General features: G+C 69.1%; 21 protein-coding genes. 5 read left to right on the top strand and 16 right to left on the bottom strand.

The features are described 5' to 3' along the window. Positions 1 to 123: 123 nt before the first annotated feature. Positions 124 to 3,528, top strand: a complete 3,405-nt coding sequence (locus AB0P21_RS34470) for a GH92 family glycosyl hydrolase (protein ID WP_363702387.1) — start codon at positions 124 to 126, stop codon at positions 3,526 to 3,528. 27 nt (positions 3,529 to 3,555) lie between these two features. Further along, positions 3,556 to 4,290, top strand: coding sequence for a peptidylprolyl isomerase (locus AB0P21_RS34465; RefSeq protein ID WP_363702385.1), 735 nt, complete (start codon positions 3,556 to 3,558; stop codon positions 4,288 to 4,290). A gap of 62 nt (positions 4,291 to 4,352) precedes the next feature. Here the strand turns inward: AB0P21_RS34465 and AB0P21_RS34460 are convergent, their stop codons facing one another. Continuing rightward, positions 4,353 to 5,390: a saccharopine dehydrogenase NADP-binding domain-containing protein gene (locus AB0P21_RS34460; RefSeq protein WP_363702383.1), complete on the bottom strand. Its 1,038-nt coding sequence runs from the start codon at positions 5,388 to 5,390 to the stop codon at positions 4,353 to 4,355. Between the two features lie 71 nt (positions 5,391 to 5,461). On the opposite strand from AB0P21_RS34460, the gene AB0P21_RS34455 reads away from it, so the two are divergent. Both AB0P21_RS34455 and AB0P21_RS34450 read left to right on the top strand, forming a co-directional pair. Then, positions 5,462 to 6,406, top strand: a complete 945-nt coding sequence (locus AB0P21_RS34455; protein WP_363702381.1) for a helix-turn-helix domain-containing protein — start codon at positions 5,462 to 5,464, stop codon at positions 6,404 to 6,406. 90 nt (positions 6,407 to 6,496) lie between these two features. Beyond that, positions 6,497 to 7,027 carry a hypothetical protein gene (locus tag AB0P21_RS34450; protein ID WP_363702379.1) on the top strand — a complete coding sequence of 177 codons (531 nt, stop codon included), beginning with the start codon at positions 6,497 to 6,499 and terminating at the stop codon, positions 7,025 to 7,027. A 13-nt stretch (positions 7,028 to 7,040) separates the two neighbouring features. Here the strand turns inward: AB0P21_RS34450 and AB0P21_RS34445 are convergent, their stop codons facing one another. The 13 genes from AB0P21_RS34445 to AB0P21_RS34385 all read right to left on the bottom strand — a co-directional run bounded on the left by AB0P21_RS34445 (position 7,041) and on the right by AB0P21_RS34385 (position 21,284). Continuing rightward, positions 7,041 to 7,691, bottom strand: coding sequence for an NUDIX hydrolase (locus AB0P21_RS34445; RefSeq protein ID WP_363702377.1), 651 nt, complete (start codon positions 7,689 to 7,691; stop codon positions 7,041 to 7,043). Continuing rightward, positions 7,688 to 9,484, bottom strand: a complete 1,797-nt coding sequence (locus AB0P21_RS34440) for a CTP synthase (RefSeq protein ID WP_363702375.1) — start codon at positions 9,482 to 9,484, stop codon at positions 7,688 to 7,690. Before AB0P21_RS34440 ends, AB0P21_RS34445 begins: the two co-directional genes overlap by 4 nt. 21 nt (positions 9,485 to 9,505) lie before the next feature. Next, positions 9,506 to 10,531, bottom strand: coding sequence for a glycosyltransferase family 4 protein (locus tag AB0P21_RS34435; protein ID WP_363702373.1), 1,026 nt, complete (start codon positions 10,529 to 10,531; stop codon positions 9,506 to 9,508). Next, positions 10,528 to 12,150, bottom strand: coding sequence for a lipid II flippase MurJ (locus AB0P21_RS34430; protein ID WP_363702371.1), 1,623 nt, complete (start codon positions 12,148 to 12,150; stop codon positions 10,528 to 10,530). The genes AB0P21_RS34435 and AB0P21_RS34430 overlap by 4 nt, the downstream gene beginning before the upstream one ends. Further along, positions 12,129 to 12,941 carry a hypothetical protein gene (locus AB0P21_RS34425; protein WP_363702370.1) on the bottom strand — a complete coding sequence of 271 codons (813 nt, stop codon included), beginning with the start codon at positions 12,939 to 12,941 and terminating at the stop codon, positions 12,129 to 12,131. The genes AB0P21_RS34430 and AB0P21_RS34425 overlap by 22 nt, the downstream gene beginning before the upstream one ends. A gap of 1 nt (position 12,942) precedes the next feature. After that, positions 12,943 to 13,890: a copper transporter gene (locus AB0P21_RS34420; protein ID WP_363702368.1), complete on the bottom strand. Its 948-nt coding sequence runs from the start codon at positions 13,888 to 13,890 to the stop codon at positions 12,943 to 12,945. After that, positions 13,887 to 15,068, bottom strand: a complete 1,182-nt coding sequence (gene steA, locus AB0P21_RS34415) for a putative cytokinetic ring protein SteA (protein WP_363702366.1) — start codon at positions 15,066 to 15,068, stop codon at positions 13,887 to 13,889. Before steA ends, AB0P21_RS34420 begins: the two co-directional genes overlap by 4 nt. A 74-nt stretch (positions 15,069 to 15,142) precedes the next feature. Further along, a complete protein-coding gene (recN, locus tag AB0P21_RS34410; RefSeq protein WP_363702364.1) occupies positions 15,143 to 16,876 on the bottom strand; it encodes a DNA repair protein RecN in 1,734 nt (577 codons plus the stop codon). Positions 16,877 to 16,879: 3 nt separating this feature from the next. Next, positions 16,880 to 17,839, bottom strand: coding sequence for an NAD kinase (locus AB0P21_RS34405; protein ID WP_363702362.1), 960 nt, complete (start codon positions 17,837 to 17,839; stop codon positions 16,880 to 16,882). A gap of 32 nt (positions 17,840 to 17,871) precedes the next feature. Continuing rightward, on the bottom strand, positions 17,872 to 18,687 hold the full coding sequence (locus tag AB0P21_RS34400) for a TlyA family RNA methyltransferase (protein WP_363702360.1): 816 nt from the start codon (positions 18,685 to 18,687) through the stop codon (positions 17,872 to 17,874). A gap of 16 nt (positions 18,688 to 18,703) precedes the next feature. Further along, on the bottom strand, positions 18,704 to 19,519 hold the full coding sequence (locus tag AB0P21_RS34395) for a hypothetical protein (RefSeq protein ID WP_363702358.1): 816 nt from the start codon (positions 19,517 to 19,519) through the stop codon (positions 18,704 to 18,706). A gap of 1 nt (position 19,520) precedes the next feature. Then, the gene (locus AB0P21_RS34390; RefSeq protein WP_363702356.1) at positions 19,521 to 20,054 is read right to left on the bottom strand and encodes a phasin family protein; all 534 of its coding nucleotides are present in this window, start codon (positions 20,052 to 20,054) and stop codon (positions 19,521 to 19,523) included. Between the two features lie 117 nt (positions 20,055 to 20,171). After that, positions 20,172 to 21,284, bottom strand: coding sequence for an HAD-IIA family hydrolase (locus AB0P21_RS34385; RefSeq protein WP_363702354.1), 1,113 nt, complete (start codon positions 21,282 to 21,284; stop codon positions 20,172 to 20,174). A gap of 24 nt (positions 21,285 to 21,308) precedes the next feature. Here AB0P21_RS34385 and AB0P21_RS34380 point away from each other — a divergent pair, with 24 nt between their 5' ends. After that, positions 21,309 to 22,472, top strand: a complete 1,164-nt coding sequence (locus AB0P21_RS34380) for a DUF1015 domain-containing protein (RefSeq protein ID WP_363702352.1) — start codon at positions 21,309 to 21,311, stop codon at positions 22,470 to 22,472. Here AB0P21_RS34380 and AB0P21_RS34375 read toward each other — a convergent pair. Both AB0P21_RS34375 and AB0P21_RS34370 read right to left on the bottom strand, forming a co-directional pair. Further along, a complete protein-coding gene (locus AB0P21_RS34375) occupies positions 22,469 to 23,332 on the bottom strand; it encodes a CHAD domain-containing protein (protein ID WP_363702350.1) in 864 nt (287 codons plus the stop codon). The two genes, AB0P21_RS34380 and AB0P21_RS34375, sit on opposite strands and share 4 nt — an antisense overlap. Before the next feature lie 123 nt (positions 23,333 to 23,455). Next, positions 23,456 to 24,640 carry a hypothetical protein gene (locus AB0P21_RS34370; RefSeq protein WP_363702348.1) on the bottom strand — a complete coding sequence of 395 codons (1,185 nt, stop codon included), beginning with the start codon at positions 24,638 to 24,640 and terminating at the stop codon, positions 23,456 to 23,458. Positions 24,641 to 26,153: the final 1,513 nt, after the last annotated feature.

Here is a 26,153-nt window from a genome sequence, read left to right as displayed (position 1 = left end):
GAATTGAACTGAGTACACTGTACCCGGTTTCAAGCATCTCACCCTCCGGGGTTGCCAAGTCGCAGATCGTCGGCTATTTATTGCTGACAACGATGTCACGCCGCCCGTGAATCGACGTCGAAGGTGGGGAACCCCTTGAAGAAGTCCGCCCTGCGCCGCCGCGCGTCCGTAGTACTGGCTGGGTCTCTGATCGCAGCCGTGTCGCTGACAACCTCAGCACTTGCCGGGCCCAGTCCGGCGCCACCTGGTCCAGGTAGGAAGCCACAGCCGACCACTGCCACACCAGACACCACGCCGCCTGGCCTGCGCGCTCCCCTGGCTGTCGGGACGTCGCGGATCGCCAGTAGCTCCGTGGACCCGACAGAGCATGTCGACCCGCTCATCGGCACGTCCAACCTAGGCAATGTCTTCCCCGGAGCGGTGGAGCCGTTCGGGATGTTCTCCTTCAGCCCGGAGACGAGCAGGGGGAACGCCTACCGCACGGCAGCGCCCGGCGGATACCTGTACGGCGCCAACAAGATCCGCGGCTTCAGCCTGACCCACATGTCGGGCACCGGCTGCGCAGGCGGCTCCGGCGACATCCCGATCTTCCCGTACGCCGGTGAGGTCACCACCTCTCCCCAGGCGGACGCCAAGGACGCCACCTACGCCAGCACGTTCTCCCACGCCAACGAGGTCGCCAAGCCCGGCTACTACAAGGTCGGACTCGACTCAGGCATCACCACCGAGCTTGCGGCCAGCACCCGGACCGGCTCGGCCCGGTTCGCCTTCCCGGCCGACAAGCCGTCCTCACTGCTCTTCCGCACCTCGAACTCCGAGGTGGGCAGCAGCGACGCCCAGATCGCGATCGACCCGGCCACCCGGACCATCACCGGCTCGGTGACCGCCGGCAACTTCTGCGGCTACCTGGCCTCGGTCGGGCAGCGCAGCTACTACACGCTGCACTTCGTGGCCGAGTTCGACCAGCCCTTCGCCAAGACGGGCACCTGGAAGGACACCACCGTCACCCCGGGCAGCACCACCGCCCAGGGCGGTACGACGTACGGGCCGGACGGCTGGATGCCCGCCAACAAGGGCTCCGGCGGCTACGTCGGTTTCGACGCCAAGACGGTCAACATGCGGATCGGCATCTCCTATGTCAGCAAGGAGAACGCCCAGGCCAACCTGAAGGCCGAGAACCCGGCCGGTACCTCGCTGGAGAAGACAGCGGCCGCAGCGAAGCAGGCCTGGCGTGACCAGCTCGACAAGATCGAGGTGACCGGCGGGACGACCGCTGCGCGCACCACCTTCTACACCGCGCTCTACCACGCGCTGCTGCACCCGAATGTCTTCAGCGACGTCAACGGCGAGTACTGGGGCTTCGACCAGAAGAAGCACTTCGTGAAGGCACCACAGGAGGCGCAGTACGCGACCTTTTCGGGCTGGGACGTCTACCGGTCGCAGGTCCAGCTGCTGACGCTGCTGGAACCCCGCAAGGCTGGGGACATCGCTCAGTCGCTGCTGAACCAGGCCGACCAGAACGGCGGCATCTGGGACCGCTGGACGCACGCCTCCGGCAGTACCGCGGTGATGACCGGCGACCCGGCCGCACCCGCGGTGGCAGGCATCTACGCCTTCGGTGGCACCAACTTCGACGCCCGCGCCGCCCTGAAGTCGCTGGTGAAGGCCGCGACCGTGCCGACGGCCAAGGACCTCAGCTCCGCGGGCAAGCCGGTGATGTCGATCGGTCAGCGTCCGTCGCTCGACAAGTACCTCGCGCTGCACTACATCCCGACCAAGTCGAACGCCTGGGGTGGCGCCGTCGAGACGCTCGAGGACACCACCGCGGACTTCGCGATCGCGCAACTGGCGTTGAAGACCAACAACAGCCCGACGTACGACAAGTTCCTCAAGCGGTCGCAGTACTGGCAGAACGTGTTCAACCCGGAGAACGGCGGCTACATCCAGAACCGTGACGAGAACGGCGCCTGGCCGGGTTTCGAGCCGGCCACCGGTGACGGGTTCGCCGAGGGCAGCAGTGCGCAGTACACGTGGATGATCCCGCACAACCGCGCCGGACTCTTCGACGCGATGGGCGGCACCGAGAAGGTCAACGAGCGGCTGGACGCGTTCTTCAAGGACCCGAGCGGCAACTGGGCCCTGACCGGGGCCGGCGCGCTGCACGCCGAGATGGACAACGAGCCGTCGATCAACACCCCGTGGATCTACAACTACAGCGGCCAGCCGTGGAAGGCGCAGGAGACCCTGCGGCAGGCGATGAACCAGCTGTGGAACACCACCACCGGTGGTATCCCCGGCAACGACGACCTGGGCGCCATGTCGTCCTGGTTCGTGTGGACCGCGCTCGGCCTGTACCCCGAGGTGCCGAGCCGGGCGGACCTGCAGGTCGCCGCCCCGCTGTTCCCGAAGGCAGTGATCCACCGCGAGCGCGGCAAGTCGATCGAGATCAACGCGCCCGAGGCACCCGCGCAGTACGTGCAGAGTCTGAAGGTCGACGGCCAGGTCTCGACCAAGCCGTGGCTGGACGAGGACTTCGTCAAGCACGGCGGCAAGCTCGACTTCGTCCTGGGCGCTACCCCCAACAAGGCGTGGGGTGCCGGGCCGAATGACACCCCGCGGTCGTGGCGGACCGGGGAGATCCCGTTCCAGACCTCTACCGACACCAGTCGGGTAGTAGTCGCTCCGGGGACCACTAGCGCTCCGGTAGCCATCAAGGCGCATCGCCTCAGCGGCAAGGCCACCAGCGTCAAGTACACGGTGACTGCGCCTGCAGGACTCACCGCCTCTCCGGCAAGTGGCACCTTCACGGTGGACTCGACCACTGGCGTCGGCAGTGCACCAGTGACCATCACTGCAGCCCCCGGTACGCCGGACGGCCGCTACTCGGTCACTGTGGCGCTACAAGCAGCAGATGGCACGGCCCTGCCCCGCTTGGGATTCACCGTGGTCGTGGGCGAGCCGAACTCCTTCTCCGTACTCCGTGAAGGTGTTGCCGCTTCTGACGACCCGGGCGACCACAACGAGGCCGACTACGACGGTGGTGGCGTCAGCTACTCCCGTCAGGCGCTGGCCGCCGAGGGGCTCGCTCCCGGCGCCACCGTCACCAAGCAGGGCTTGACGTTCACCTGGCCCGCAGTACCGATCGGTGATCCCGACAACGTGCCTGCGGACGGGCAACTGCTCAACCTGAACCTCCCGGCCGGCGCGACCAAGCTGTCCTTCGTCGGCAGCGCGGTGAACGGCAACCAGCAGACCACCGCGACGTTGACGTACTCCGACGGCAGCACCGGCCCGGTCGACCTGTCCTTCAGCGACTGGACCCTGGGCGGAGGCGGCGACACCGTGCACTACGGCAACCTGGTCGTCGCCACCACGCCGTACCGCAACGAGGCGGGCGGCGGCAGGGACAACGTCACCACGCACATCTTCGCGACCGCGCCCTTCACCTTCCCGGCGGGCAAGACACCGGTTAGCGTGACGCTGCCGAAGAACCGCGACCTGCGGATCTTCACGCTGGCCACCGGCTGATCCCGAACGCCCCAGAAGGAGACCTCGATGAGAGCAACCAGTGTCATCGCCTGCGCGGCGCTGACCGTCGCAGGGCTGCTGTCCACCACCGGTACTGCGCTCGCTCAGCCCACCGCAGCTCCGCCAACCACCACCAACGGCCCGTGCGGCTATGTCGCCACCCCCGACGACCCGTCGCCGCGGCCGGTGTCGTTGCCGCCGGACCCGGCCAAGACGCCGTCCAAGGGCATCGTCAAGGTGCTGCTCGCCACCAACCAGGGCCCGATGCTGCTGTCGCTGGACCGGGCCAAGGCGCCCTGCACGGTGCAGAGCTTCCTGCACCTGGCCAAGAGCCGCTTCTACGACTTCACCACCTGCCACCGGCTGACCCTCTACGACACCCTCAAGGTGCTGCAGTGCGGCGACCCGACCGGCACCGGTGAGCGCGGCCCCGGCTACTCCTACAAGGACGAGCTCCCGACCGACCTGCCGAACTGGCCCGGCGACACCACCGGCACCCGCAAGGTCTACGCCCGCGGCACGCTGGCGATGGCCAACGCCGGCCCGGCCACCAACGGCAGCCAGTTCTTCCTGGTCTTCGGCGACTCCCGCCTGCGCCCCGACTACACCGTCTTCGGCTCAGTGGACCGCCTCGGCCTCAAGGCCATCGACCGAGTCGCCGCAGCCGGCGTCAAGCCCGCCGAAGGCGACCCGGTCCCCGCGGTGGACGGCCCGCCCAACCGCAAGACCGACATCCTGCTGGCGCTCAAACTGAGCTTCTGAGCATGACGTGAACAGCCGCCGGGACCCACCAGTCCCGGCGGCTGTTGCGTGGTGCCGGTCAGCTACGGCTTGGTGAGGCCGGTGATCGACAGGGTGGGCGTCAAGGACCAGAGGAAGTCCTCGGCGTCGAAGAGCTGGCCGGCGGGAGCGACGCCGGTGGAGTGGGTGTGGCCGCTCAGGATGCGCTGGACTGCCTCTACAACCAGCGGTGCCGTGATGGCGTAGATGTCCTGACCAGTGGCTGATACGCGGCGCTCGACGCCTCCACTGCGGACCACTACGTCCACTACGAAGGTCTGGTCGGAGCGGCCTTCGCTATCGACCGCTACCGGTGCCGGGGTGTCCTCGTTGGACAGGTCCCTGGCGGCTTCTACCGCCATGTAGGTGCGGACCTCGCCGACCTGCAGGTGGCTGGGGATGGTGACTACGTCTGCCATGGTGAACTCCGCGATCACGTCTCGTCGGCCCAGCGGCTCGGGGAAGTCCCAGCCCTGCTGTACCGGCTGGTCGTCATGGTGCTGCAGTTCGCCGTCCCTGAACCGCAGGCGGCGGCCGGCTCGGCGCTCGTGGGACACCTGGCCCGCAGTACGGGTGCCTGGGGTTGGGTGCCAACTGGTGAGGCCGTAGGCGATGTGCGCCTCGTCGGCGCTGGTCCAGTCGCCCATGGCTGCCGTGACGAGCAGGTCGCCCAGGCCGCCGTAGAAAGCCATCGCCGGTACTACGGCAACACCCGCTGCGCGAGCGGCTCCGGCGTAGTCGGCGAACGTGGCGATATTCGCCTCGATCTCGGCCGCGACATCGACGTACGGGATGCCTGCACGGAGAGCGGCCTCCACCACCGGGCCTGCCGTTATTGCGAAGGGCCCGGCCGCGTTGATGACCGCAGCCGCGCCGGCCAGCGCCAGATCCAAGGCCGCCGGGTTGTCGACCGAGGCGGTTCGGACGGTGACCTCGTCCCATTCCTTCGCCAGTTTCTCCAGGCCCGCCGCGTCCCGGCCGGACAGGATCGGGGCGAACCCGCGCTTGATGAGCTCGGCGACGATGAAGCGGCCGGTGTGCCCGGTCGCGCCGTAGACGACTACTGCCTTCGCTGTCTGCATGTGTCCACTGTGGCGCGAAACGGACACTCGTCGTGAGAGTCCGAAACGACAGCATGCGTACACTTTCGGACATGCACACCATCGCGCTGGCAGCCGTCGGGAAGCTGCTGCACTTCGAGCTGGGCGTGGCCTACGAGATCTTCCGGACGCCGCCCGAGGAGCTCGCCCGCGACGACTGGTACGACGTACTGCTGTGTGGCCCGGGCCCGGTGGAGGTAGGCCCGTTCACCCTCGACCCGGAGTACGGGCTGGAGCGGATCGTCACGGCAGACACTGTGCTCGTGCCTGCGTGTGCCGACGTCGATGTGCCGCCGCCACCGGAGCTGGTCGACGCCATCCGCGCCGCCCACGCCGCTGGCGCCCGGATCGCGTCGCTCTGCACGGGAGCCTTCGCACTAGGCGCTGCCGGCCTGCTGGACGGCAGGCGCGCCACCACCCACTGGGCGCACACAGACGAGCTCACTACTCGCCACCCCGAGACCACCGTCGACCCTGACGTGCTCTACACGGACAACGGCAGCGTGCTCACCGCAGCCGGCAAGGCGGCGGCAGTCGATCTCTGCATCCACCTGATCCACCTGGACCACGGCGCGATCATCGCCAACACGGTCGCCCGCCGCCTCGTCATGCCGCCCCACCGGCCCGGCGGCCAGGCGCAGTACGTCGCCACCCCGATGCACGCCGCCGGCGATCACCAACTAGCCGGCCTGCTCGCCTGGGCCCAGTCACGACTCGACGAGCCGCTCACAGTCACCGACCTCGCCCGGCAGGCCAACATGAGCCCCCGCAACCTCGGCCGCCAGTTCCGCGCGGTCACCGGCCAGACCCCGCTCCAGTGGCTCCTCACCCAACGCGTACGCCGAGCCCAGGAGCTCTTGGAGTCCACCCCCAACAGCATCGAGTCAGTAGCCGTCGCCACCGGCATGGGCACCGCCACCACCCTCCGCCGCCAGTTCAAGCGCGTAGTTGGCGTCCCCCCAGACTCCTACCGCCGCGCCTTCCGCACGCCGGCCTGAGGTAGAGCACGAATTACTCATGTGCGGCCGCGCGCGAGCGGCAATCCTTTCGACCCGCTGAGTTCATTTCACGGGAAGAGAGAGCCCCCAATGCGCCGTACCACCGGAGCAGCCCTGCTGGCCGCGCTGGCAGTCGTCACCACCGCCTGCGGTGCCACAGAATCGCCGCAGGTCGCCCCAGCCCCGACGCCGTCACCGTCACCGATGTCGGCAACCACCCCTGGCACCACAAGCACCACCCCGAAGCCCGTGCAGGGCACCGTCTCGATCACGCCGATCCTGTCCGGCCGCACCCTCTCCCTGAAAGTGAACTTCGGAGGCAGCGTCCTGACACCGAAGGACCGCGAGACCCACCAGGACTGGACCGCGCCCGACTACCGCGGTCTCTGGCTCGGCGACAACTACACCTTCGGCGACGGCCCGGACCAAGGCGGCACCGACCCTGGCCAGGCGTACTGCGAAGGCGCCACCAAGCGCAGGACCGGCAACCAGACGGTCACCCTCCCCGCCATCCACCAGTACGCCCAACCAGGCACCTACACGCTCACCTACACCACCAAGTACTGCGGCCGCACCGGCGAGATCGAGCTCAAGAAACACATCCAGGTAGAGGTCTCGTGAAGCGTGCTCTGAGTCAGTCTTTGGCTGGCCAGGGCGAGTCGGCGGGGCGGAGGTTGTCGAAGCCTGGGCCGTTGAGGGCTGCCCAGGCGGCGAGTGCGCCCATCACGAGGATGGGGTTGTGGAGGTCGCCGGCCAGGACCGCGCCGACGACGTCGACCAAGGGAGCCCAGACGGTCTCCATGTCGGCTTCCTCGTGTAGGCGGTCGTAGGTCTCGGCGGCCTCCGACAGGTCCCGGGCCAGGAAGATGCGGACGGCCTCGTTGGTGAGGCCGGGTGAGGTGAACGCATCCACCAGCACCCGCCAGTCGGCTGCCTTGGTGGCAGCCTCCTCCCACAGCTCACGCTCGGCGCCCAGCTGATACGCCTCGCCCTGTACGTCGAGCAGCCCGGCGGGCGGCTCCAGCAGGCGGTGGCCCACCGGATGCCTGTACTGGCGGACCAGCAGCATCCGGTTGTCCTGGTCGAGCGCGACCACCCCGACAGCGCCGGGGTGCACCACGATGTCGCGCGTGAACGTCTCGCCACCATCGGGCGGGACGATCGAGTCGCGGCGGACCGAGATCACCCGGCCGGTCGAGTGCACGACCTCGGACGACGCGACGTCCCACGACTCCGCGGAGTCGGCCAGCCCGGCGCCGAAGCGGAGTACCGGGTGGTCGGTCATCGTGCCTTCGCCGTCTCGACCTTGGCGTCGGCCTTCACCGCGTCGGCGTTCACCGCATCGGCCTTCGCTGCATCAGGCTTGACCGCGTCAGCCTTCTTGGCGGCCGACTTCGTGCCCGGCTTGGTCAGGTCGCCGACCGGCAGCCGCGACTCGCGCTGGCGGGTCAGGGCGGCGCTGATCAGCCCGGAGAACAGCGGGTGCGGCTTGGTCGGCCGCGAGCGCAGCTCCGGGTGCGCCTGGGTGGCGACGAAGTACGGGTGCAGCGAGCGGTCCAGCTCGATGAACTCGACCAGCTCGTTGTCCGGCGACGTACCGGAGAACACCAGACCGGCCGTCTCCAGCTTGTCGCGGTAGGCGTTGTTGACCTCGTAGCGGTGGCGGTGCCGCTCCTCGACCGACGCCGCGCCGTACAGGCCGCGGACGATCGAGCCCTCGGCCAGGTTCGCCGGGTAGAGGCCGAGCCGCATCGTTCCACCGAGGTCACCGGTGCCGTCGACGATGTGCTTCTGCTCCTCCATCGTCGCCACCACCGGCTGGGCCGCGTCGGGGTCGAACTCGCTGGAGTTCGCCTCGACCAGACCGGCCAGGTCGCGGGCGACCTCGATCACCATGCACTGCAGGCCGAGGCACAGCCCGAGGATCGGGATGCCGGTCTCGCGGGCGTACCGGATCGCGCCGATCTTGCCCTCGATCCCGCGGACGCCGAAGCCGCCCGGGATGCAGATCGCGTCCACGTCGCCGAGCAGCCGCTGGGCCGCCTCGGGGGTGGCGCACTCGTCGGAGGCGATCCAGCGCAGGTTGACCTTGGCGTCGTTGTCGAAGCCGCCGGCCCGCAGCGCTTCCGCGACCGACAGGTACGCGTCGGGCAGGTCGATGTACTTGCCGACCAGCGCCACCGTGATCTGGTCGGCCGGGTGGTGCACGACCTTCAGCAGCTCGTCCCAGCGGGTCCAGTCGACATCGCGGAACGGCAGGTTGAGGCGCCGGACCACGAACGCGTCCAGGCCCTCGCCGTGCAGCACCTTCGGGATGTCGTAGATGCTCGGCGCGTCCGGCGCGGCCACCACGGCCTCGACGTCGACGTCGCACATCAGCGAGATCTTGCGCTTGACGCCGTCCGGGATCGGCCGGTCGGCGCGGCAGACGATGGCGTCCGGCTGGATGCCGATCGAGCGCAGCGCGGCGACCGAGTGCTGGGTCGGCTTGGTCTTCAGCTCACCGGCCGGCGCCATGTAGGGCACCAGCGAGATGTGCAGGAAGAAGACGTTGTCGCGGCCGACGTCGTGCCGGACCTGGCGGGCGGCCTCGAGGAACGGCAGCGACTCGATGTCGCCGACGGTGCCGCCGATCTCGTGCAGGACGACGTCGACGTCGGCGCCGGCCATCGCCAGCATCCGGTCCTTGATCTCGTTGGTGATGTGCGGGATCACCTGGACGGTGTCGCCCAGGTACTCGCCGCGGCGTTCCTTCGCGATCACCGACGAGTAGACCTGGCCGGTGGTGACGTTGGCGACCTGGGACAGGTCCCGGTCGAGGAAACGCTCGTAGTGCCCGATGTCCAGGTCGGTCTCGGCGCCGTCGTTGGTGACGAACACCTCGCCGTGCTGGAACGGGTTCATGGTGCCGGGATCCACATTGAGGTACGGATCCAGCTTCTGCATGGTCACCCGGATGCCGCGCGCCGTCAGCAGACTGCCGAGGCTTGACGCCGTCAGCCCCTTGCCGAGACTGGAGGCCACGCCACCGGTGACGAATACGTGCTTGGTCTGCTGCCCGAACGAAGCTCTGTCCACGGGCTTTAAGGCTACCTCTTGTCAACCAGTGGTCGCGACGAGACCCGCGTAGATGTGCAGCAGATTCTTTGCGACTTCGTCTTCGTCCGGCCATCCGGCGGCCAACTTCACGCCTGTTGTCCGCATAGCGGCCGCTTTCTCCGGATCAGAAAAAACTTCCAGTACTCCGGCCGCCAGGCCTGTCGCGTCGCCCTCAGCGGCCAGTACCGCGCTGTCCTCGACCAGTTCCGGAATGCCGCCGACCCTCGTCGCCACCACCGGTACGCCGGCCTGCACCGCCTCCTGCAGCACCAGCGCCCGCGCCTCCCAGTGCGAGGTCAGCAGGAACACATCAGCCGCTCCCAGCAGATCTGCCACGTCGCTGCGATGCCCCAGCAGCCGTACAGGCAGGCCCTCGGCGTCGATTCGCGCCTGCAGGTTGTCCTTGAGCGGCCCATCCCCCACGACGGCGAACACCACGTCAGGCTGCTCGGCAGCAACCGCGGCCGCCACGGACAGCAGAGTCGGGTAGTCCTTCTGCGGGGCCAGTCGACCCACTGAGAGCACCAGCGGCCTCTCCCCCACCCCTAACGCCTCCCGCACCTCAGCGGACGGCGTACGGGTTTCTGGCAACGCAGGAGCCGCTACCGGCGCCAACTGGACCTTGCGAGCGCCCAGCGACTTGGCGAGCTCCACGAGATCACTAGACGCCCCTAGAGTCAGGTCGGCTCCCCGAGCGACCAGCCGTTGCCCCAGCCGCATGACGAGACCACGCGGCCCAGTAGTCAGTACTGCGTTGTGCCACGTCACCACGAGCGGCCTGAGCTGCGCCCGGTCGCGCAGCGCCGTAGTACCGGCTCGGTAGCCGTGGGCGTGGATCACGTCGCACCCACGCAACCCGACAGCTTGTCCGACGACAGTGGCGTCACCGAAGTCGAAGTGGTCCGCAGTACCGGGTGGGGCGCAGACGACGACCTCATGCCCCGCCTCGAGGAACCGCGGCACCAGCGAAGCGACGTGCTGCCCGATCCCGCCCCGGGACTCCGCCAGCAGCAAGCCGATCTTCATGACTTCTCCTCCACAACAGTTGGGGCACCCCGGCGCAGCAGCGCGCGGGCATCCGGGCGGTCCAGGCCGATCGCGACCAGGGCGTAGACGATCACCACGGCCAGGCCGGACAGTATCGAGAACACCAACGCACTGCCCCAGCCACCGCCGTCAGCAGGCAGCGCAACCAGCCACCCGGCACCCCCAGCCAGTACTGCGCCGACAAGCGCGGCAAGCGTCGCGCGGCTCAGCCCAGTCAAGACACCTGTGCCTGCTAGCCGCCGCAAGACCACAAGCAGCGCACCAGTCCCGCCGACCATGCCGACCGACATCGCCGCGGCCAGACCGCCTACTGCATCCAGGCCGTCCCAGCGCAGGGTCAGCAAGACACCTGCCACAGCAACGGCCAACCAGGCAGCGCCTGTCACTAGTGCGACCTGTCGACTCGCATGACGTGCGTAGAGGACTCGGCCGACATGCATCAACAACCCGAAGGCGATGATCGCCGGGGCGAACGCCACCAGTCCATTGGCCAGTGACGAAGCCTGGGCGGCCTGCACCCGGCCGTCGTTGTAGGCGAAGATCCGCGCCACTGGGATCGCCGTACCGACCAGCAGCGCTGCTCCCGCGCCGCCGGCCAGCATCACCGCGCGGGTGGAGGTCGCGGCGTACAGGTCGAAGGCTGCGAGGTCGCGCGACTCGTAAGCCGCAGCTAGTCGGGGGAAGACGGCAGTGGTGATCGGCACCGCCAGTACGGCGTACGGGAGTAGGTAGATCGCGTTGGCCCACGTGTAGACGGCGATGCTGCCTGCGGCGCCACGGTGGTTGGCCAGGTAGGTGGTGACGACGAAGGCGAGTTGCTGCGCGACCAGTACTGCGAGGCCTGCCGCAGCGAGCTTGCGTAGTACGGGCCCTACGCCTGGGTCCAGCCGGAGAGTCGGCTTGATCGGCAAGCGCAGTAAGAGCATCGGCACCAGCACTGTGAGCGCCAACGCGAAGACGCCTGCCGTAGTGCCCCAGGCAAGGAGATCGGCAGCTCCCCGCGATGCCTGGTCAGCAGCAGGAGCCGCAGCCGCAAAGACGAAGTAGGTCGCGACCACTACCAGGCTGGAGATCAGCGGAGCGACAGCACCGGCGGCGAATCGCTTGTGCGACTGCAGCACGGCAGTGGCGACCACAGCGATCGCGTAGCCGAAGACCTGCGGCACGAAGATCAGCAGCATCCGGGTCGCCGTGTTGCCGGAGCCGGCGCACTCGGGACCCGCGTCGAGCATCGCGTTCGTGTACCGCGAGGCGAAAAGCCAAGCCAGCAAGGCGAATGGAGTCAGCAGGACCAGCGACCAGGTCAGCAACGCGCCGATGATCCGGCCCTGCGCCGCCCGATCACCACGCGCCACCGGCCCGGCCAGCACCGGGATGACCGCACCGGCGAGTGCGCCACCGACGACGATCTCGAAGACGACGTTCGGCAGCTGATTGGCCGTCGCGTAGGCATCAGCCAGACACCCGGCGCCGACCGTCTTCGAGAAGACCAGCCAGCGGCCGAAGCCGACCACCCGCGCGAGAACGGTCACGCCGGCCACCAGCAACGCGGCCCGGGCAATCCGCCCACCCACGCTCACCGGGGCCGTCGGCCCCACTGGTCGATCTTGTCCAGCACCGGGGTGTTCGCGATCACCTTGGTGAAGCTGACCTTCTCGCTGGCCAGGTTGAGCGCGACCACCGCACCCAGCGCGAGCACCTTCAACGGCCGCGGCAGCGAAGACGCCAGCGCAGTACCGGTGATGGCGCCGAGGCCGTTGGCTCCGCAGTCACCGAGCATCGAGCGCTCGCCGAGGTCCGCCGGAGCAGCAGCAACTGCCGCGCCGACCACTGCGGCAGCTGGGCCACCGGCGACCAGAGCGACCGGCGTACTGACTGCTGCGATGCCCTTCAGGGCACGGCCCGGTCGCAGGTCGAGCAGGTTCGCGAGGTTGGCGGTACCGGCGATCAAGGCGCCGTCGGCAACGATCTCGACGGCGGCGCCGAAGCCCTTGGAACGCCGCGGCAGCAGCGCCGCCGCAGCCAGGCCGGCCGCGCCGACACCGAGGATCTTGACGGCGCCGCTGGTCACTTCACCACGACGCAACGCGGTCAGGTGACCGCGGAATCCCTTGGTATCGGTCGCTCCGGCCAGATCGTCGTACGCACCGACTGCCCCGGAGACCGATCCCGCCAACAGCGCAGCAGCCTTCACTCGGCTGTCCGAACGACTGGCGGCGACACCGGCCAGCGCGCCGAGCACCGCGATCGGGCCCTCCAGCAACGTGACCGTCTCGCCCCGGTGGTTGGTGCGCTCGAACGGCGCCCGGCTCTCCTTCGGCAGTTTCGCCGCGGCCCGCTCCAGCCCGGCCGTCGCGGCAGCACCGATCACCGCACCCAGCAAACCCATCTCAGTTGTTGCCCTTCACCTGATCGGCCGACGGCGCGACACCGTTCTTGGCGTCCACCCCGCCGTACTGGCCGGCCTTGCCACTGGCCTGCTCGACCAGCGCGAACACGACCGTCATCTGCCCGCTCGGGATGTTCGCGACATCTACCGAGGACAACGCCTTGGTCGCGTCGGAGTCACCACGCAGCGACTTCAGCAGGCCGCCGTTCTGGGCCGACTCCGGTACTCCGGCGACCACCACGCCCGCGCTGGCCGCATCCAGACCTTCGGCGAAGTCCACCGCGTCGTTGTACGACGAGTTGTCCGGGGCCGGTGTCGGCGGCTTGGCCGCGACGACGACGATCAGGCTGCCCCGGTCCTTCGGGTTCGGCTTCAGCGAGATCAGCTTCGCGCTGGTCAGCCCGCTGACGATCTTGTTCGACTCGGTGTCGAGCGGCTTGGCCTCTTCCTTGGCCGCCACCCCGCGGGCCAGGATCATCCCGGCGCGCTGGTAGGTGTTGCTCTCGGCCGGGAACTGCAGGTCGCTGGTGACCAGGTCGTTGACCAGCGGCTCGACCAGCTGCCGCTGTCCCGGGTCGAACAGCTTGCTGTCCAGCGCGACCTTGGTGGTGATCTGGGCCCCGGCCTTCTCCAGCGCCTCCTGGATCGAGTCGGTCAGCTCGCCGGCCGCGCTCGGCATGGTGACCAGCACGACCCGCTTGCCGGTCAGCTTGCCGTCGGTCAGGCCGGCGGTCACCTTGGCGACGTAGTCGTCGCGGTACTTGTCCAGCGCCTTGGCCTGGATCAGCTGCTCACGCTGGGCCTCGACGGTGGCCCGGTCCTTGTCGGCCTGGGCCTGGACGATGTCGCTGCCGGCGCCCTTCAGCGGCCCGGCGCCCAGCACCACACCGGCGCCGAGGGCGAAGAAGATCGCCACGATGGAGACGATGTGATAGCGAAAGTCGATCACGTGAACAGCTCCCGGATCCAGTAGACGAAGTCGTTCCAGCGCGCCCGCAGGATCGACCAGAGCACGTCGTCGGCGCCGATGGCGGCCATGGCCACGCCGAGCGCGAACAGGCCGGCCGCGATCAGCGCGACCACCTGGTAGGTCGAGACCCGGCTGCGGTAGAGCCGGCCGACGCCCTTGGCGTCCACCAGCTTCGCACCGACCCGCAGCCGGGTGATGAAGGTGCTCGCCATCCCGGAGCGCCCCTTGTCGAGGAACTCCACCAGCGAGTTGTGGGTGCCGACCGCGACGATCAGCGAGGCACCCTTCGAATCGGCCAGCAGCATCGCGACGTCCTCGCTGGTGCCGGCCGCCGGGAACTCGATCGACTCGACCCCGAGCCGCTCCATCCGCTCCGACCCCGGCGCATGTCCGCTGCGGTACGCGTGCACGACGATCTCAGCGCCGCACCTGAGCGTCTCGTCCTTGACCGAGTCCATGTCGCCGACGATCAGGTCGGGGACGTAGCCGTTCTCCACCAGCGCGTCGGCGCCGCCGTCGACACCGATCAGCACCGGCCGGTACTCGCGGATGTACGGCCGCAGCGCGACCAGGTCCTCGCGGTAGTCGTAACCGCGGACCACGATCAGCACGTGTTTGCCGTCCATCGGCGTGTGCACCGCCGGTACGCCGATGCCGTCCAGCAGCAGGTCGCGCTCCTGGCGCAAGTACTCCAAGGTGTTCGCGGTGAAGGCCTCGAGCTGGGTCGACAGGCCCGCGCGGGCGTCGTCCATCAACTGCGCGACGCTCTCGCTGTCCTGCATGACGCCCTTGGCGACGACCTCCTCACCGCGGTACAGGATGCCGTCGTGCAGCCGGACCCGCTCGCCCTCGTGCAGCACCGAGAAGACCTCGCGGCCGATCCCGTCGACCAGCGGGATGCCCGCCTCGACCAGGATCTCGGGGCCGAGGTTCGGATAGCGGCCGCTGATCGAGTCGGCGACGTTGACCACCGCCGAGACCTTGCAGTCCACCAGCGCCTCGGCGCTGACCCGGTCCAGGTCGACATGGTCGATCACCGCGATCTCGCCCGGCTTGAGCCGTTTGGTGAGATTCTTGGTACGCCGATCGAGCCGGACCACCCCGGCGATCCCGGGCAGTTCAGGTGGGCGTGCTTTGCGCAGACTGGGCAGCTTCATCGCTTACTCATCCTGCCATGTCAAGAGCCTTCCACCCGCCTTTTCCACGGGCACCCCGGTGACGCACTGTTAAATCATCCTTTTGAACCAGACTTTTTCTTCGGCTTCTTGTGCCGTTCCGCCGCCAAAGCCAGCAGCTCCTCGGCATGCGCCTGCGCGGCGTCGGAGTTCTCCAGCCCCGCCATCATCCGGCTGAGCTCCTTCAACCGGGCGTCGTCGTCCAGCGCCACCAGACCGCTGGTGGTGACCGAGCCGTCGTCGCTCTTCAGCACCACAGCGTGACGGTCCGCGAACGCCGCCACCTGCGGCAGGTGCGTCACCACGATCACCTGCGCCTTCTCGGCCAGCTTCGCCAGCCGCTTGCCGACCTCGACCGCCGCCCGGCCGCCGATCCCGGCGTCGATCTCGTCGAACACCAGCGTCGGCACCTTGTGCGTGTCCGACAGGATCACCTCGAGCGCCAGCATCACCCGCGAGAGTTCACCGCCGGAAGCGGCCTTCTGCAGCGGCCGCGCCGGGCTGCCCGGGTTCGCCGCGAAGCAGAACTCGGTCTCGTCCGCCCCGAACGGCCCCGGCGTGCTCTCGTGCACCTCCACCGTCAGGGTCGCGTGCGGCATCGCCAGCCCGCTCAACTCCTCCGACACCAGTACGCCGAGCCGCCCCGCCGCCTCGCGGCGCGCAGTACTGACCTGGCCGCCGAGATCCTTCAGCTGGGCCTTCAGCTCGGTCAGTTCGGCGGTGAGCTGCTCGACCCGCTCGTCGCTGCCTTCCAGCTCGGCCAGCCGCACCGCGGCGCGCTTCGACCACTCGAGTACTTCCTCGACCGTGCCCTCTTCGGCACCGTGCTTGCGGGCGAGCGCCGTCAGCAGCGCGCGGCGCTCACTCACCACGGCCAGCCGGGCCGGATCGGTGTCCACGTCAGCGGCGTACGACGAAAGCTCGCCGGCCAGGTCCGCCGCCAGATACCCGAGCTCACTCGCGCGATCGGCGAGCCCGGCCAGCACCGTGTCGTGCTCGCGCTCGCCGTCGAGCGCCTGCTTCGCCAGCGAGAGCAGCCCGAGCACGTCGCTCGGCCGGGTCGACTCCAGGTCCTCGGAGGCCAGCGCGTCGGCCGCCGTCGTGGCCGCAGTACGGAGTCCGTCCGCGTAGGCGAGTCGCTCCTCCTCCGCGGCGAGCTCGACGTCCTCACCCGGCAACGGCTCGGCCTTGGCGATCTCCTGCAGCCCGAAGCGCAGCAGATCCGCCTCGGCCAGCCGGTCGCGCTCGCGTGTCGTCAGCTCGGTCAGCTCGGCCTCGATCTCCCGATGCCGCCGGTACGCCGTCGTGTACTCCCCCAGTGGCACCAGCACCGGCTTGCCCGCGAACGTGTCGAGCGTCTCGCGCTGCTTGGCCGGCTGCAGCAACCGCCATTGGTCGGCCTGGCCGTGGATCGCGACCAGATCGCCGGACACCTCGGCCAGCACCGACACCGGCACCGAAGCGCCGCCCAGGAAGGCCCGCGACCGCCCCTCGGACGACAACTCCCGCGCGATCAGCAGCTCGTCGTCGTCCAGCTCGCCGCCACGATCCTCGGCCTGCTGCACGATCGACCGCGGCACGTTGCTCGCGCGCCCCTCGACCCGCGCGCGTCGGACGCCGTGCCGGACCAGGCCGCTGTCGGCCCGGCCACCCAGCAGCATGTTGACGCCGGTCACGACCATCGTCTTACCGGCGCCGGTCTCGCCGGTGACCGCGGTGAAGCCCGGATCGAGCTCCAGCGTGGCGTCCTCGATCACGCCCAGTCCGGTGATGCGGATCTCCGAGAGCATGGTCTAGATCTCCTCTTGTGAACTGCGGTCTAGCTCTGCGTCTGGGTTGCGGTCGCGCTCGGCGCGGCCGCGCCAGCCGAGCACCGGTAGATCGAACTTCGCCACCAGCCGGTCGGTGAAGGACGCCTCGTGCGCCCTGGCCAACCGGACCGGCGTCTTGCCGCGCCGGACCTGGATCACCGCTCCCGGCGGCACCTCGACCATCCGCCGGCCGTCGCACCACAGCACCCCGCGCCCGTGCCAGGCCGCGATCAGCTCGATCGACAGCTGCGACGTCGGCGCCACCACGATCGGGCGGGAGAACAACGCGTGCGCGCTGAGCGGAACCATCAGGATCGCCTCGACCTCGGGCCACACGATCGGTCCACCCGCCGAGAACGCGTACGCCGTACTGCCGGTGGGCGTCGCCACCACGACGCCGTCACACCCCCAGCGTGACAGTGGCCGGCCGTCGACCTCCACCATCACCTCGAGCATCTTCTCCCGGGCCGCCTTCTCCACGGATGCCTCGTTCAGCGCCCAGGTGTCGAAGATCAGCTCGTCGTCGTGCCAGACATCGACCGCGAGCGTCATCCGCTCCTCGACCGTGTAGCTGCGCTCGACCACGACGTCGACGATCTGCTCCAGGTCATCACGCTCGGCCTCGGCCAGGAATCCCACATGGCCGAGGTTCACGCCCAGCACCGGGGTGCCGTGCGGGCGGGCCAGCTCGGCGCCGCGCAGGATCGAGCCGTCGCCGCCGAGCACGATGATCAGCTCGACGTCCTGGGCCGCCTTCGCGGGATCGTCGGCGATCTCGACCGGCTCGAGCTTCATCGCCTCGAACTCTTCGGTCAGCAACCGGACCACCAGCCCGGCGTCGGTCAGCAACCGGTGCGCCACCCGCGCGACCTCGACGGCCAGGTCGCGGCCGGTGTGCGTCACCAGCAGCACGCGCCGGGGCTCGGACGCCTGGTCAACCACGGGGACCTGCCCTTCACTGACAGACTCGGTAGTCACTGCGGACCGCTCTCGATGGCGGTCCGGAGCATCGTCTCATCGAGCGGCGGGGCTGTACGGCGTATCCACAGGAAGTATTCGACATTTCCTGACGGACCTGGCAACGGACTGGCCGCGACACCGGCCACTCCCCAGCCCAGCGCCGCCGCCTTGGTCGCCACGCCACGGACCGCGTCGGCCCGCAGTACCGGATCGCGGACGACGCCGCCCTTGCCCAGCCGCTCCTTGCCGACCTCGAACTGCGGCTTCACCATCAGCATCAGCTCACCGTCGGGCTTGACCACGCCCAGCAGTGCGGGCAGCACGATCGTGAGCGAGATGAAACTGAGGTCGCTGACCACCAGATCGACCGGCTCACCACCGATGTCCTCGAGCGTGAGCGTGCGGACGTTGGTGCGGTCCATCACGGTGACGCGGTCGTCGGTCTGCAGCGCCCAGACGAGCTGGCCGTAGCCGACGTCGACGGCGATCACACTCGCCGCGCCGTTCCTGAGCAGCACATCGGTGAACCCGCCAGTCGACGCACCCGCGTCCAGACACCGGCGATCCTTCACCTGTACTTCGCTGAACGCCTCCAGCGCGCCGACCAGCTTGTGCGCACCCCGCGACGCGTACCCCGGATCGTCGGTCTCGGACGTGTCGACCAGAATCGCCGCATCCGCGCCCACCCCGGTGGCCGGCTTGGTCGCCACCGTGCCACCGATCTTCACCTTGCCCGCGAGCACCAGCTCACTGGCCTGCTCCCGCGACCGCGCCAGCCCACGCCGTACCAGCTCAGCATCCAGCCGGGAGCGCTTCACTCCTTTAGCCATGGACCCTCGCGGTCACTCAACCCCGGTCGCCATGGTCGGCGTCCGCCTCCACCAGAGCAGTCTGCAGCCGCTCGTGCAGGTCCGCATAAACCTCCGCGTGCTCGCCGATCGGCCGCTCCCGCAACTCGTCCAGCCGAGCCATCGTCTCCTCCACCAACGGATGCACCCCATCTTCCCGCTCACCCTCACCAGCCGGTACTACGGCAGCAGGCGCCGGCGCGGGCCGAGGAGCCATCGGAGCAGGAGTCGAAGGCGCCGGGCGAGCAGCCGCCGGGGCTGCCGGGCGCGGAAACGTCTGGCCAGGCGAAGGAACGGGCGGCCGCGGAGCGGCCGGAACAGGAGCTGCCACCGGCGCGGCAGGCGTCGGAGCTGCAGCGCGCTGGAACGACTCCGCGTCAGGCCGCCCATACGACTGCGGTGCAGGCACTGGTGCTGCAGCAGGTTCAACCTCGACCTCAGGCTCGAATGCCGGCTCAGGCGACTCTTCCCGCGCGGCCGGCTCGTCGTACTCCTCCGGCCCGTCGTCCACGAACGAATGCCGAACCGGCTCCTCGAGCGACGCCTCGAACGCCTGCTCGGTGTCCTCTTCCGGCTCCGGCTCCGGCGTCGGATCGCCGTACACGGTGAATCCAGCCAGCAACGGATCCGTGTGCGGCCGGCCCTGCAACGTCGGATTCACCCACGCGCTGGGCCGATCCGCGTCGTACGCCGACTCCGGACCGGGCTCCGCGTCGTAGTCGGGCTCAGAGCTCTCGTCGGGCTCGGGCGCGTGCCCCGGCTCGACGTCGGGGTCGACTGCCGGGGGGAACTGCTCGCCGGGGTAGTCGGTCACGTCACGCCTTCTTCGCCGGGGCCTTCTTGGCCGTCTTCTTGGCGGCGGACTTCTTCGCGGCAGCCTTCTTGACCGGCGGAGTCTTCACCGCGGCAGTCTTCGCCGCAGCAGCCTTCACCGGCGTGGCCTTCTTCGCCGGAGCCTTCTTCGCCACCGGCGCGGCCACCGGAGCAGCGGGCGCCGAAGCAGCAGCCGAAGCCGCCACCAGCGCGTCGTTCGCGTCCGCCAGCTCGCGCTCCAGCCCGTCGACCCGCCGGCTCAGCGCCGCGACCTCTTCGGACCGGACGAAGCCCAGCCGCGCCACCGCGCCCTCGACCTCGTTCGCCACGATCGCCTGCAGCAGCTGGCGGTTGCTCTTGCTGGTGGCAAGGATCTCCTCGGCCAGGTCGCTCACCTTGGTGGTGACGCCGGTCGTCAGCGCGTCTGCCCCGGTCTGCTGCAACAACGCCTTGGCGGCCTGCTGCGCCCGCTGCTTCGTCACCTCGGTCAGACCGTTCGCCAGCTGTACGTAGCCGCGCAATGCATCCATCACCATGAGAAACCTCCGTGTTGTCCTCTGCCCGACCCCACCGCCACGGTCAGGCATGACCTGCCAGCCACGGTATCGCGCCGACCCCGCAATACCAGCCCACCCATCCCGACATCAAGAGGGCTAGTTGCTCAGGCCCACCCGATGCAGCGCCTCGTCGATGGTGATCGACCCCAGCTCCGGCGCCGGCTTCGGCAACGGCCGCCGACCCCGGGAGGCGCCCTTCGCGCCCGTCTTCGCCACCGGCTTGGCCGGCGCGTCCACCGCCGCCCAGGTCGCCGACAGGATCGCCCGCAACCCGTCGTACGGCTTGCCCTCGCCCGTCACCGCGACCGCTCCGTCGACCACCGAAGCGGTCCAGCCCTCGCAAGTGTGCTTGTCGCCGTCGACCGTCACGCCCGGGTGCTTCTCCCGCAGCGCGCCCAGCCCGGCCCCGATGTACGTCGGCCGCTCGTTCTTCGGCGCCGCCGCCAGATCATGCGCGTCGTGGACGCCGGTCGCGACCCACAGACTCGCGATCCCCACGTTGTGCGCGCCGGCGATGTCGGAGTCCAGCCGATCCCCGATCATCAACGGGTTCTTGGCCTCGAGCCGCTCGATACTCGTCTCCAGCAACGGCGTCTCCGGCTTGCCCGCCACGATCGGATCCACCTCGACCGCGGCCCGCACCGCCTGCACCAGCGTCCCGTTCCCCGGCGCCTTGCCACCGGCCGTCGGGATCGTCAGATCAAGATTCGTCGCGTACCACTTCGCGCCTTCGTTGATCGCGTGCGCGCCGTCCGCGAGCATCACCCAGTTCACATCCGGGTGGAAGCCCTGGACCACGGCCACCGGGTGCGCGTCGCTGCTCCGGACCGGCCGCAGCTCATACTCCTCCAGCGCCGCGATCAGCCCTTCTCCACCGACCACCAGCACCGGCGAGCCCTTCGGGAACTCCTTCGCGATCAGCTTCGCGGCGGCCTGTGCCGAGGTGACCACGTCGTCGGCGATCACGTCGAGCCCGAATGACGCCAGATGCTCGGCGACCACGGAGGCCGGCCGGCTGGCGTTGTTGGTGATGTAGCCGATCCGCAGGCCCTCTTTGGCCGCCTTGCGCAGGTTTTCCGGCGCGTCCGGCACCGGATCAGGACCGACGTACACGACGCCGTCCAGGTCGAGCAGGGCGACGTCGTACCGGCCGGCGAGCGGTTCGTCACAAGCCGACAGTGGAGCGGGCGATTCCTGTGCCTTGGTCATGCTTCCCCCCGTACGATGCCGCCCATGTCAGAAGCCTCCGCCAGCGTGTTGCGGCTCGAGCCGCTGCAGGCGTGGCGATTCGTCGCGGGCAAGGTGAGCGCCCTCGGCGCGGTGACGTCGCCGCCGTACGACGTACTGGAACCCGCCATCGTCCGGCGGCTGACTGACTCTGATCTCCACAACATGGTGAGGCTCATCCTTCCACGCGATCCCGACCTCGGTCCCGGCCGGTACGACGAGCCCGCGCGCAGGCTGGCCGACTGGCAGCACCAGGGGGTGGTGATCCAGGACCGCAGTCCCGCGCTTTACGTGTACGAGCAGCAGTTCCAGGGCGCCGTGCTGTGCGGGCTGGTCGGTTCGCTCGCGCTGGATCCGGCCCGCCGGGTGGTGCTGCCGCACGAGGACGTGATGCCGCACTGGGTCGACGACCGGTTCGAGCTGATGGAGGCCACCGACGCCGATCTGGAGCCGATCCTGCTCGCCTACAACGGTGGCCGGGTGGCCGGCGACGCGGTGGACGAAGCCCGCGCGGGTACGCCGTGGCTGGTCGCCGACACCGAGAACGGCGCCCATCACCGGATCTGGCGGATCGACGACCCGGAGCTGCTCACCAAGATCGCCGAGGAGCTGGCGACCCACGAGGCCCTGATCGCCGACGGCCACCACCGCTACGCGGCGTACCTGGAACGCAACCGGCGTGAACCCGACCGCCACGGGACGGAGGTCGGCCTGGCGATGCTGGTCGACAACGACCGGCACCCGCTGACCCTGGACCCGATCCACCGCGTCGTACCGGGGCTCACCCTGGAGGTGGTGTCGTCCCGTACTCCGAGTGGCTGGCAGGTGCTGCCCGGCCGGGTGGAAGGTGTGCCGGATCGCATTGCGATCACCGACGGGACCTCCTGGGTGACACTGCAGTCCACAGAGGGCCAGGTGACTCCCACTGTCGCGCTGCTGCACCGGGAGCTGCTGCCGGCGTGGGGCGTTCCTGCCGACGAGATCACCTTCCACCACGCGCTGACGGACGCAGTAGCCCTCGCAGGCCCCCAGCAGGCCGCAGTGGAGCTTGTAGCGCCCCGGATGGACCAGGTGCTGCACTCGGCGCTGCGCGGCGTCGTACTGCCGCAGAAGGCAACCTCGTTCGGTCCCAAGCCACGGGTAGGTCTGCTGTTCCGAATGCTCAGCTAGGCGCGGTGGTACTGGCTGAGGAACTCCTCCCGGAGTGGCTTCCGCGCAGCCCGGTGCCGCTCGGTCAGCCGGCCCAGCGTGAAGGACAGCTCCGAATCGCTCTGCGCAGCCGCCTCTTTGGCCAGCGCGGTCAACGCATCAGCAGCCGCGCAGTGATCCTGGTGCTGCCCCAGCAACTCCTGGAACCGCGCAGCCTGTACTGCGGTCTCTCGCGCCTCGTCGCCGAGCACGGAGGCCGTCGTGTCAGCGGCGTACCGGAGTCTTTTGGCCAGCAACCGCACCTCATGCCAGTCGTCATCCGGTGTCCACGGCTTCAACTGGTCGGCCGACTCGTCGAACTTCTGCCGCGCGGACGCCAGCAGCTTCGGCAGCAACTCGGCGCAGGTCTTCTTCGCCTTGTCGTTCAGCCCGGGCGACGCGGCCACGGCCTCCAGATCGTCCACCAGTAAGGCGGTTCGCTCCCCCAGCACGATCTCGGCCGAGCGAGCACCAGCACGCTCCAAGTCGACCGTGAGCGTGCCGAGAATCGTCGCCACGTGGTCGGGCTCGTCCTCACTGGTCACGCCGTCGCGCACCAACTCGGCGATCACCTCGAGGTCGCGAGCCTCGCCACAACTGTTGGCCAGCCAGGCGAGCTCGTCGCGCAGCTCGTTGCTCCAGTCACCCGCCAGCACCTTGCGGAACAGCTTGAGATCGCTGCGCAGCCGCCGGCAGGACACCCGCACCTGGTGGATCGCGTCGTCGTCGCCGCGCTCCACCATCCCCACCGCCTTGGTCAGCCGCCGGGCGCCCTTGCCGATCGCCTTGCCGACCAGCTCACCCACCAGCAGTTCCCCACCAGCACCTGCCTCCGCTGTCATCGCCCCATTCTCGTTGCTCCCCGACCGCCTCGCCCCGCCACGCCGGACAAACGAACGGCCCGGGCGAGCAGCAGATTTCTCCACCACCCACCCGGGCCGTTCAGCAGCTTTCAGAAAGCCGGATCAGTCCTTCGGCTTCTCGCCATCCACACCGTCGTCGACCTTGCCGTCAACGTCCTCATCCTCAACGTCAACCTCATCGGCGTCGGGGTCGGCGTCGTCCGAGTCATCGGCGTCGTCATCGGCGTCGTCATCCGACTCATCACCATCGTCCGAGTCAGCGTCTTCCGCCAACTCGTCGTCATCGTCGGAGTCACCTTCGTCCGACTCGTCATCGTCGTCGTCCGACTCGTCGTCGTCCGACTCGTCGTCGGTCTCGACCTCATCCTCGTCCGTGTCGGCCTCGTCGCCGATCACCTCGATGACGACCTCGTCCTCTTCGTCGTCCAGATCAGTGAAGGTGAGCCCCTCGAGCTCCGCCGCCCGCTCGGCCGCACCAGTGGAACCATCCTGGTCAGCCCCAGCCGCCCGGTGGAACCACACCAGCGCGTCCTCGGTCCGCCCAGCCTCAGCCAGCGCATCGGCGTACGCGTACCGCAGCCGCGGCAACCACTCCGCCCGCGTCCGCTTCGTCAGCTCAGGGATCTCCAGCGTCTGGATCGCCGCCGACGTCTGCCCCATGTCGCGCCGGGCACCGGCCGCCACGATCAGCATCTCGATCTGAGAACCCTCTTCGAGATCGATGACCTGCTTCTCCCGCGACAGCTCCAGCGCCTTCTCCGGCCGGCCGAGCGCACGCTCGCAGTCAGCCATCGCCGGCAGCACCTCATGGTTACCCGTCATCCGCCGGACAGCGCGGAACTCGGTCAGCGCCTCGGCGTAGTGCTCGGACAGGTACGCCGTGATCGCCACAGCCTCCCGTACCCCGCCCAGGCGCGCAGCGAGCCGCCGCGCCGTCTTGGCGTGCGCGTAGGCCAGCTCCGGGTCGTCCTCGAGGAACTGTCCGGAAGCAACCAGGTGCTGCGCGACCAGGTCGGCCAGGGTGCGCGGCAACGACCGAAGCTCGGCCTTCGCCCCACGATCCAGCTCCGCACCGGTGATCCCGGGCGGAATGACCGGGTCGTCCTTGCGCGGACCAACGCGCTCTTCGCCCTCACGCTCGAACCGGCCGCCGCGCTCGCGATCGTTCCGCCCACGACCACCACGCTCTTCCCGGCGGGGTCCGGACCGGTCATCCCGACGCGGCCCACGCTCGTCCCGCTGCGGCGCAGCGCCCTGGTATCCGGTCCGCTCGTCCCGACGCGGCACAGACCCCGTGCGGTCATCGCTGCGCGGACCAGTCCGCGCACCACCCTTGAACCCGGTCGGCCGCCCATCCCGAGGCGGCGCAGACCGAGGCCCACTCGAGAACCCACCACTACGCGGCGCCCCGCGGTCATCCCGACGAGGAGCACTACGGTCATCACGACGCGGCGCACCACGATCGTCACGCCCAGCACCACCACGGTCATCCCGGCTGTACCCACCACGCTCATCGCGGCCAGCACCCCGCTCATCCCGACGCGGAGCGCCCCGGTCATCCCGGTTGTACCCGCCACGGTCATCCCGCGAAGGCGCACTGCGGTCATCCCGACGGGGCGCACCACGATCGTCCCGGTTGTACCCGCCACGGTCATCCCGCTGCGGCGCACTACGCGGCGCACCACGGTCATCGCGGTTGTAGCCACCACGCTCGTCGCGCGACGGCGCACTACGGTCATCCCGGCGAGGCGCGCTGCTGTAACCACCGCGGTCATCGCGGTTGTAGCCACCACGATCATCACGCTGGGGTGCACTGCGGTCGTCGCGACGCGGCGCACTGCTGTAGCCGCCACGATCGTCGCGGTTGTACCCACCACGCTCGTCGCGCCGCGGGGCACTGCGTTCGTCTCTGTTGTAACCGCCACGATCGTCACGAGGCGCACCACGGTTGTCCCCACGCGGAGCGGAGCGACCGTCGGACCCTAGTCCCGAACGGCTGTCGCGGTTGTACCCACCGCGGTCATCACGGGGCGGCCCACTGCGGTCATCACGGTTGTAACTACCCCGGTCATCACGACGCGAGCCACGGTCATCGCCACGGTCCGGCAGCTGTCCACGGAACGGATCCCGTCCCGGATCGCCCTTGTCGTCCCAGCGCGTGTTCCGCTTGGCCGCCGGCTTGTCGTCCCGACGCGGCCCACGGTCATCCCGCGAACTCGGCTTACCAGGACCACCAGAGGAACCACCAGTACGCGGAGCTCCGCTGCGCCCGTCACCAGACGCACTCCAAGAGCTGCCGCCACGCGCACCACCAGAGGAACCGCCACGAGACCCACCAGAGGAGCTACCTCCACGGGGTCCACCGGACGAACCTCCACGGGGACCGCCAGAGCTGCCACCACGGGGAGCACCGGAGCCACCACGAGGGGCACCCGAAGAACTGCCGCCTCGAGAACCGCCGGAGCTGGATCCACCAGAACTCGACCCGCCAGAGCGGGGACCTCCCGTGTTTCCGGACCGTCCGCCGCCGGCACGACCCGATCCGCCGGTGGAACCACGGCCAGAGCGATCGCCCGGGCCAGAGCGGGGGTTGCGAGGTGGCGTAGCCACGGTGACTCCTATCGGTCGTACGAGGGAAAACGGCGCTCAGACAAAACTACAGCGCCAAAAGTACAGGCACATACATTAAGGGCCACCCAGTGGATGGGTGGCCCTTAACAGTGTGAATGTCCGGCGACGTCCTACTCTCCCACGACCTACCGGTCGCAGTACCATCGGCGCTGTCAGGCTTAACTTCCAG

Origin of the sequence: Kribbella sp. NPDC056861 (assembly GCF_040687575.1) — a bacterium.
Taxonomy (GTDB): Bacteria; Actinomycetota; Actinomycetes; order Propionibacteriales; family Kribbellaceae; genus Kribbella.
The sequence above is the reverse complement of the archived record's forward strand: the minus strand, read 5'-3'. Positions and strand labels throughout refer to the sequence as shown.

Excerpts from the sequence above, each read along its gene's own strand:
- AB0P21_RS34465 (WP_363702385.1), top strand. The coding sequence starts at position 3,556 with ATGAGAGCAACCAGTGTCATCGCCTGCGCGGCGCTGACCGTCGCAGGG.
- AB0P21_RS34460 (WP_363702383.1), bottom strand. The coding sequence starts at position 5,390 with ATGCAGACAGCGAAGGCAGTAGTCGTCTACGGCGCGACCGGGCACACC.
- AB0P21_RS34455 (WP_363702381.1), top strand. The coding sequence starts at position 5,462 with ATGCACACCATCGCGCTGGCAGCCGTCGGGAAGCTGCTGCACTTCGAG.
- AB0P21_RS34450 (WP_363702379.1), top strand. The coding sequence starts at position 6,497 with ATGCGCCGTACCACCGGAGCAGCCCTGCTGGCCGCGCTGGCAGTCGTC.
- AB0P21_RS34445 (WP_363702377.1), bottom strand. The coding sequence starts at position 7,691 with ATGACCGACCACCCGGTACTCCGCTTCGGCGCCGGGCTGGCCGACTCC.
- AB0P21_RS34435 (WP_363702373.1), bottom strand. The coding sequence starts at position 10,531 with ATGAAGATCGGCTTGCTGCTGGCGGAGTCCCGGGGCGGGATCGGGCAG.
- AB0P21_RS34425 (WP_363702370.1), bottom strand. The coding sequence starts at position 12,941 with ATGGGTTTGCTGGGTGCGGTGATCGGTGCTGCCGCGACGGCCGGGCTG.
- steA (WP_363702366.1), bottom strand. The coding sequence starts at position 15,068 with ATGAAGCTGCCCAGTCTGCGCAAAGCACGCCCACCTGAACTGCCCGGG.
- recN (WP_363702364.1), bottom strand. The coding sequence starts at position 16,876 with ATGCTCTCGGAGATCCGCATCACCGGACTGGGCGTGATCGAGGACGCC.
- AB0P21_RS34400 (WP_363702360.1), bottom strand. The coding sequence starts at position 18,687 with ATGGCTAAAGGAGTGAAGCGCTCCCGGCTGGATGCTGAGCTGGTACGG.
- AB0P21_RS34390 (WP_363702356.1), bottom strand. The coding sequence starts at position 20,054 with ATGGTGATGGATGCATTGCGCGGCTACGTACAGCTGGCGAACGGTCTG.
- AB0P21_RS34385 (WP_363702354.1), bottom strand. The coding sequence starts at position 21,284 with ATGACCAAGGCACAGGAATCGCCCGCTCCACTGTCGGCTTGTGACGAA.
- AB0P21_RS34380 (WP_363702352.1), top strand. The coding sequence starts at position 21,309 with ATGTCAGAAGCCTCCGCCAGCGTGTTGCGGCTCGAGCCGCTGCAGGCG.
- AB0P21_RS34375 (WP_363702350.1), bottom strand. The coding sequence starts at position 23,332 with ATGACAGCGGAGGCAGGTGCTGGTGGGGAACTGCTGGTGGGTGAGCTG.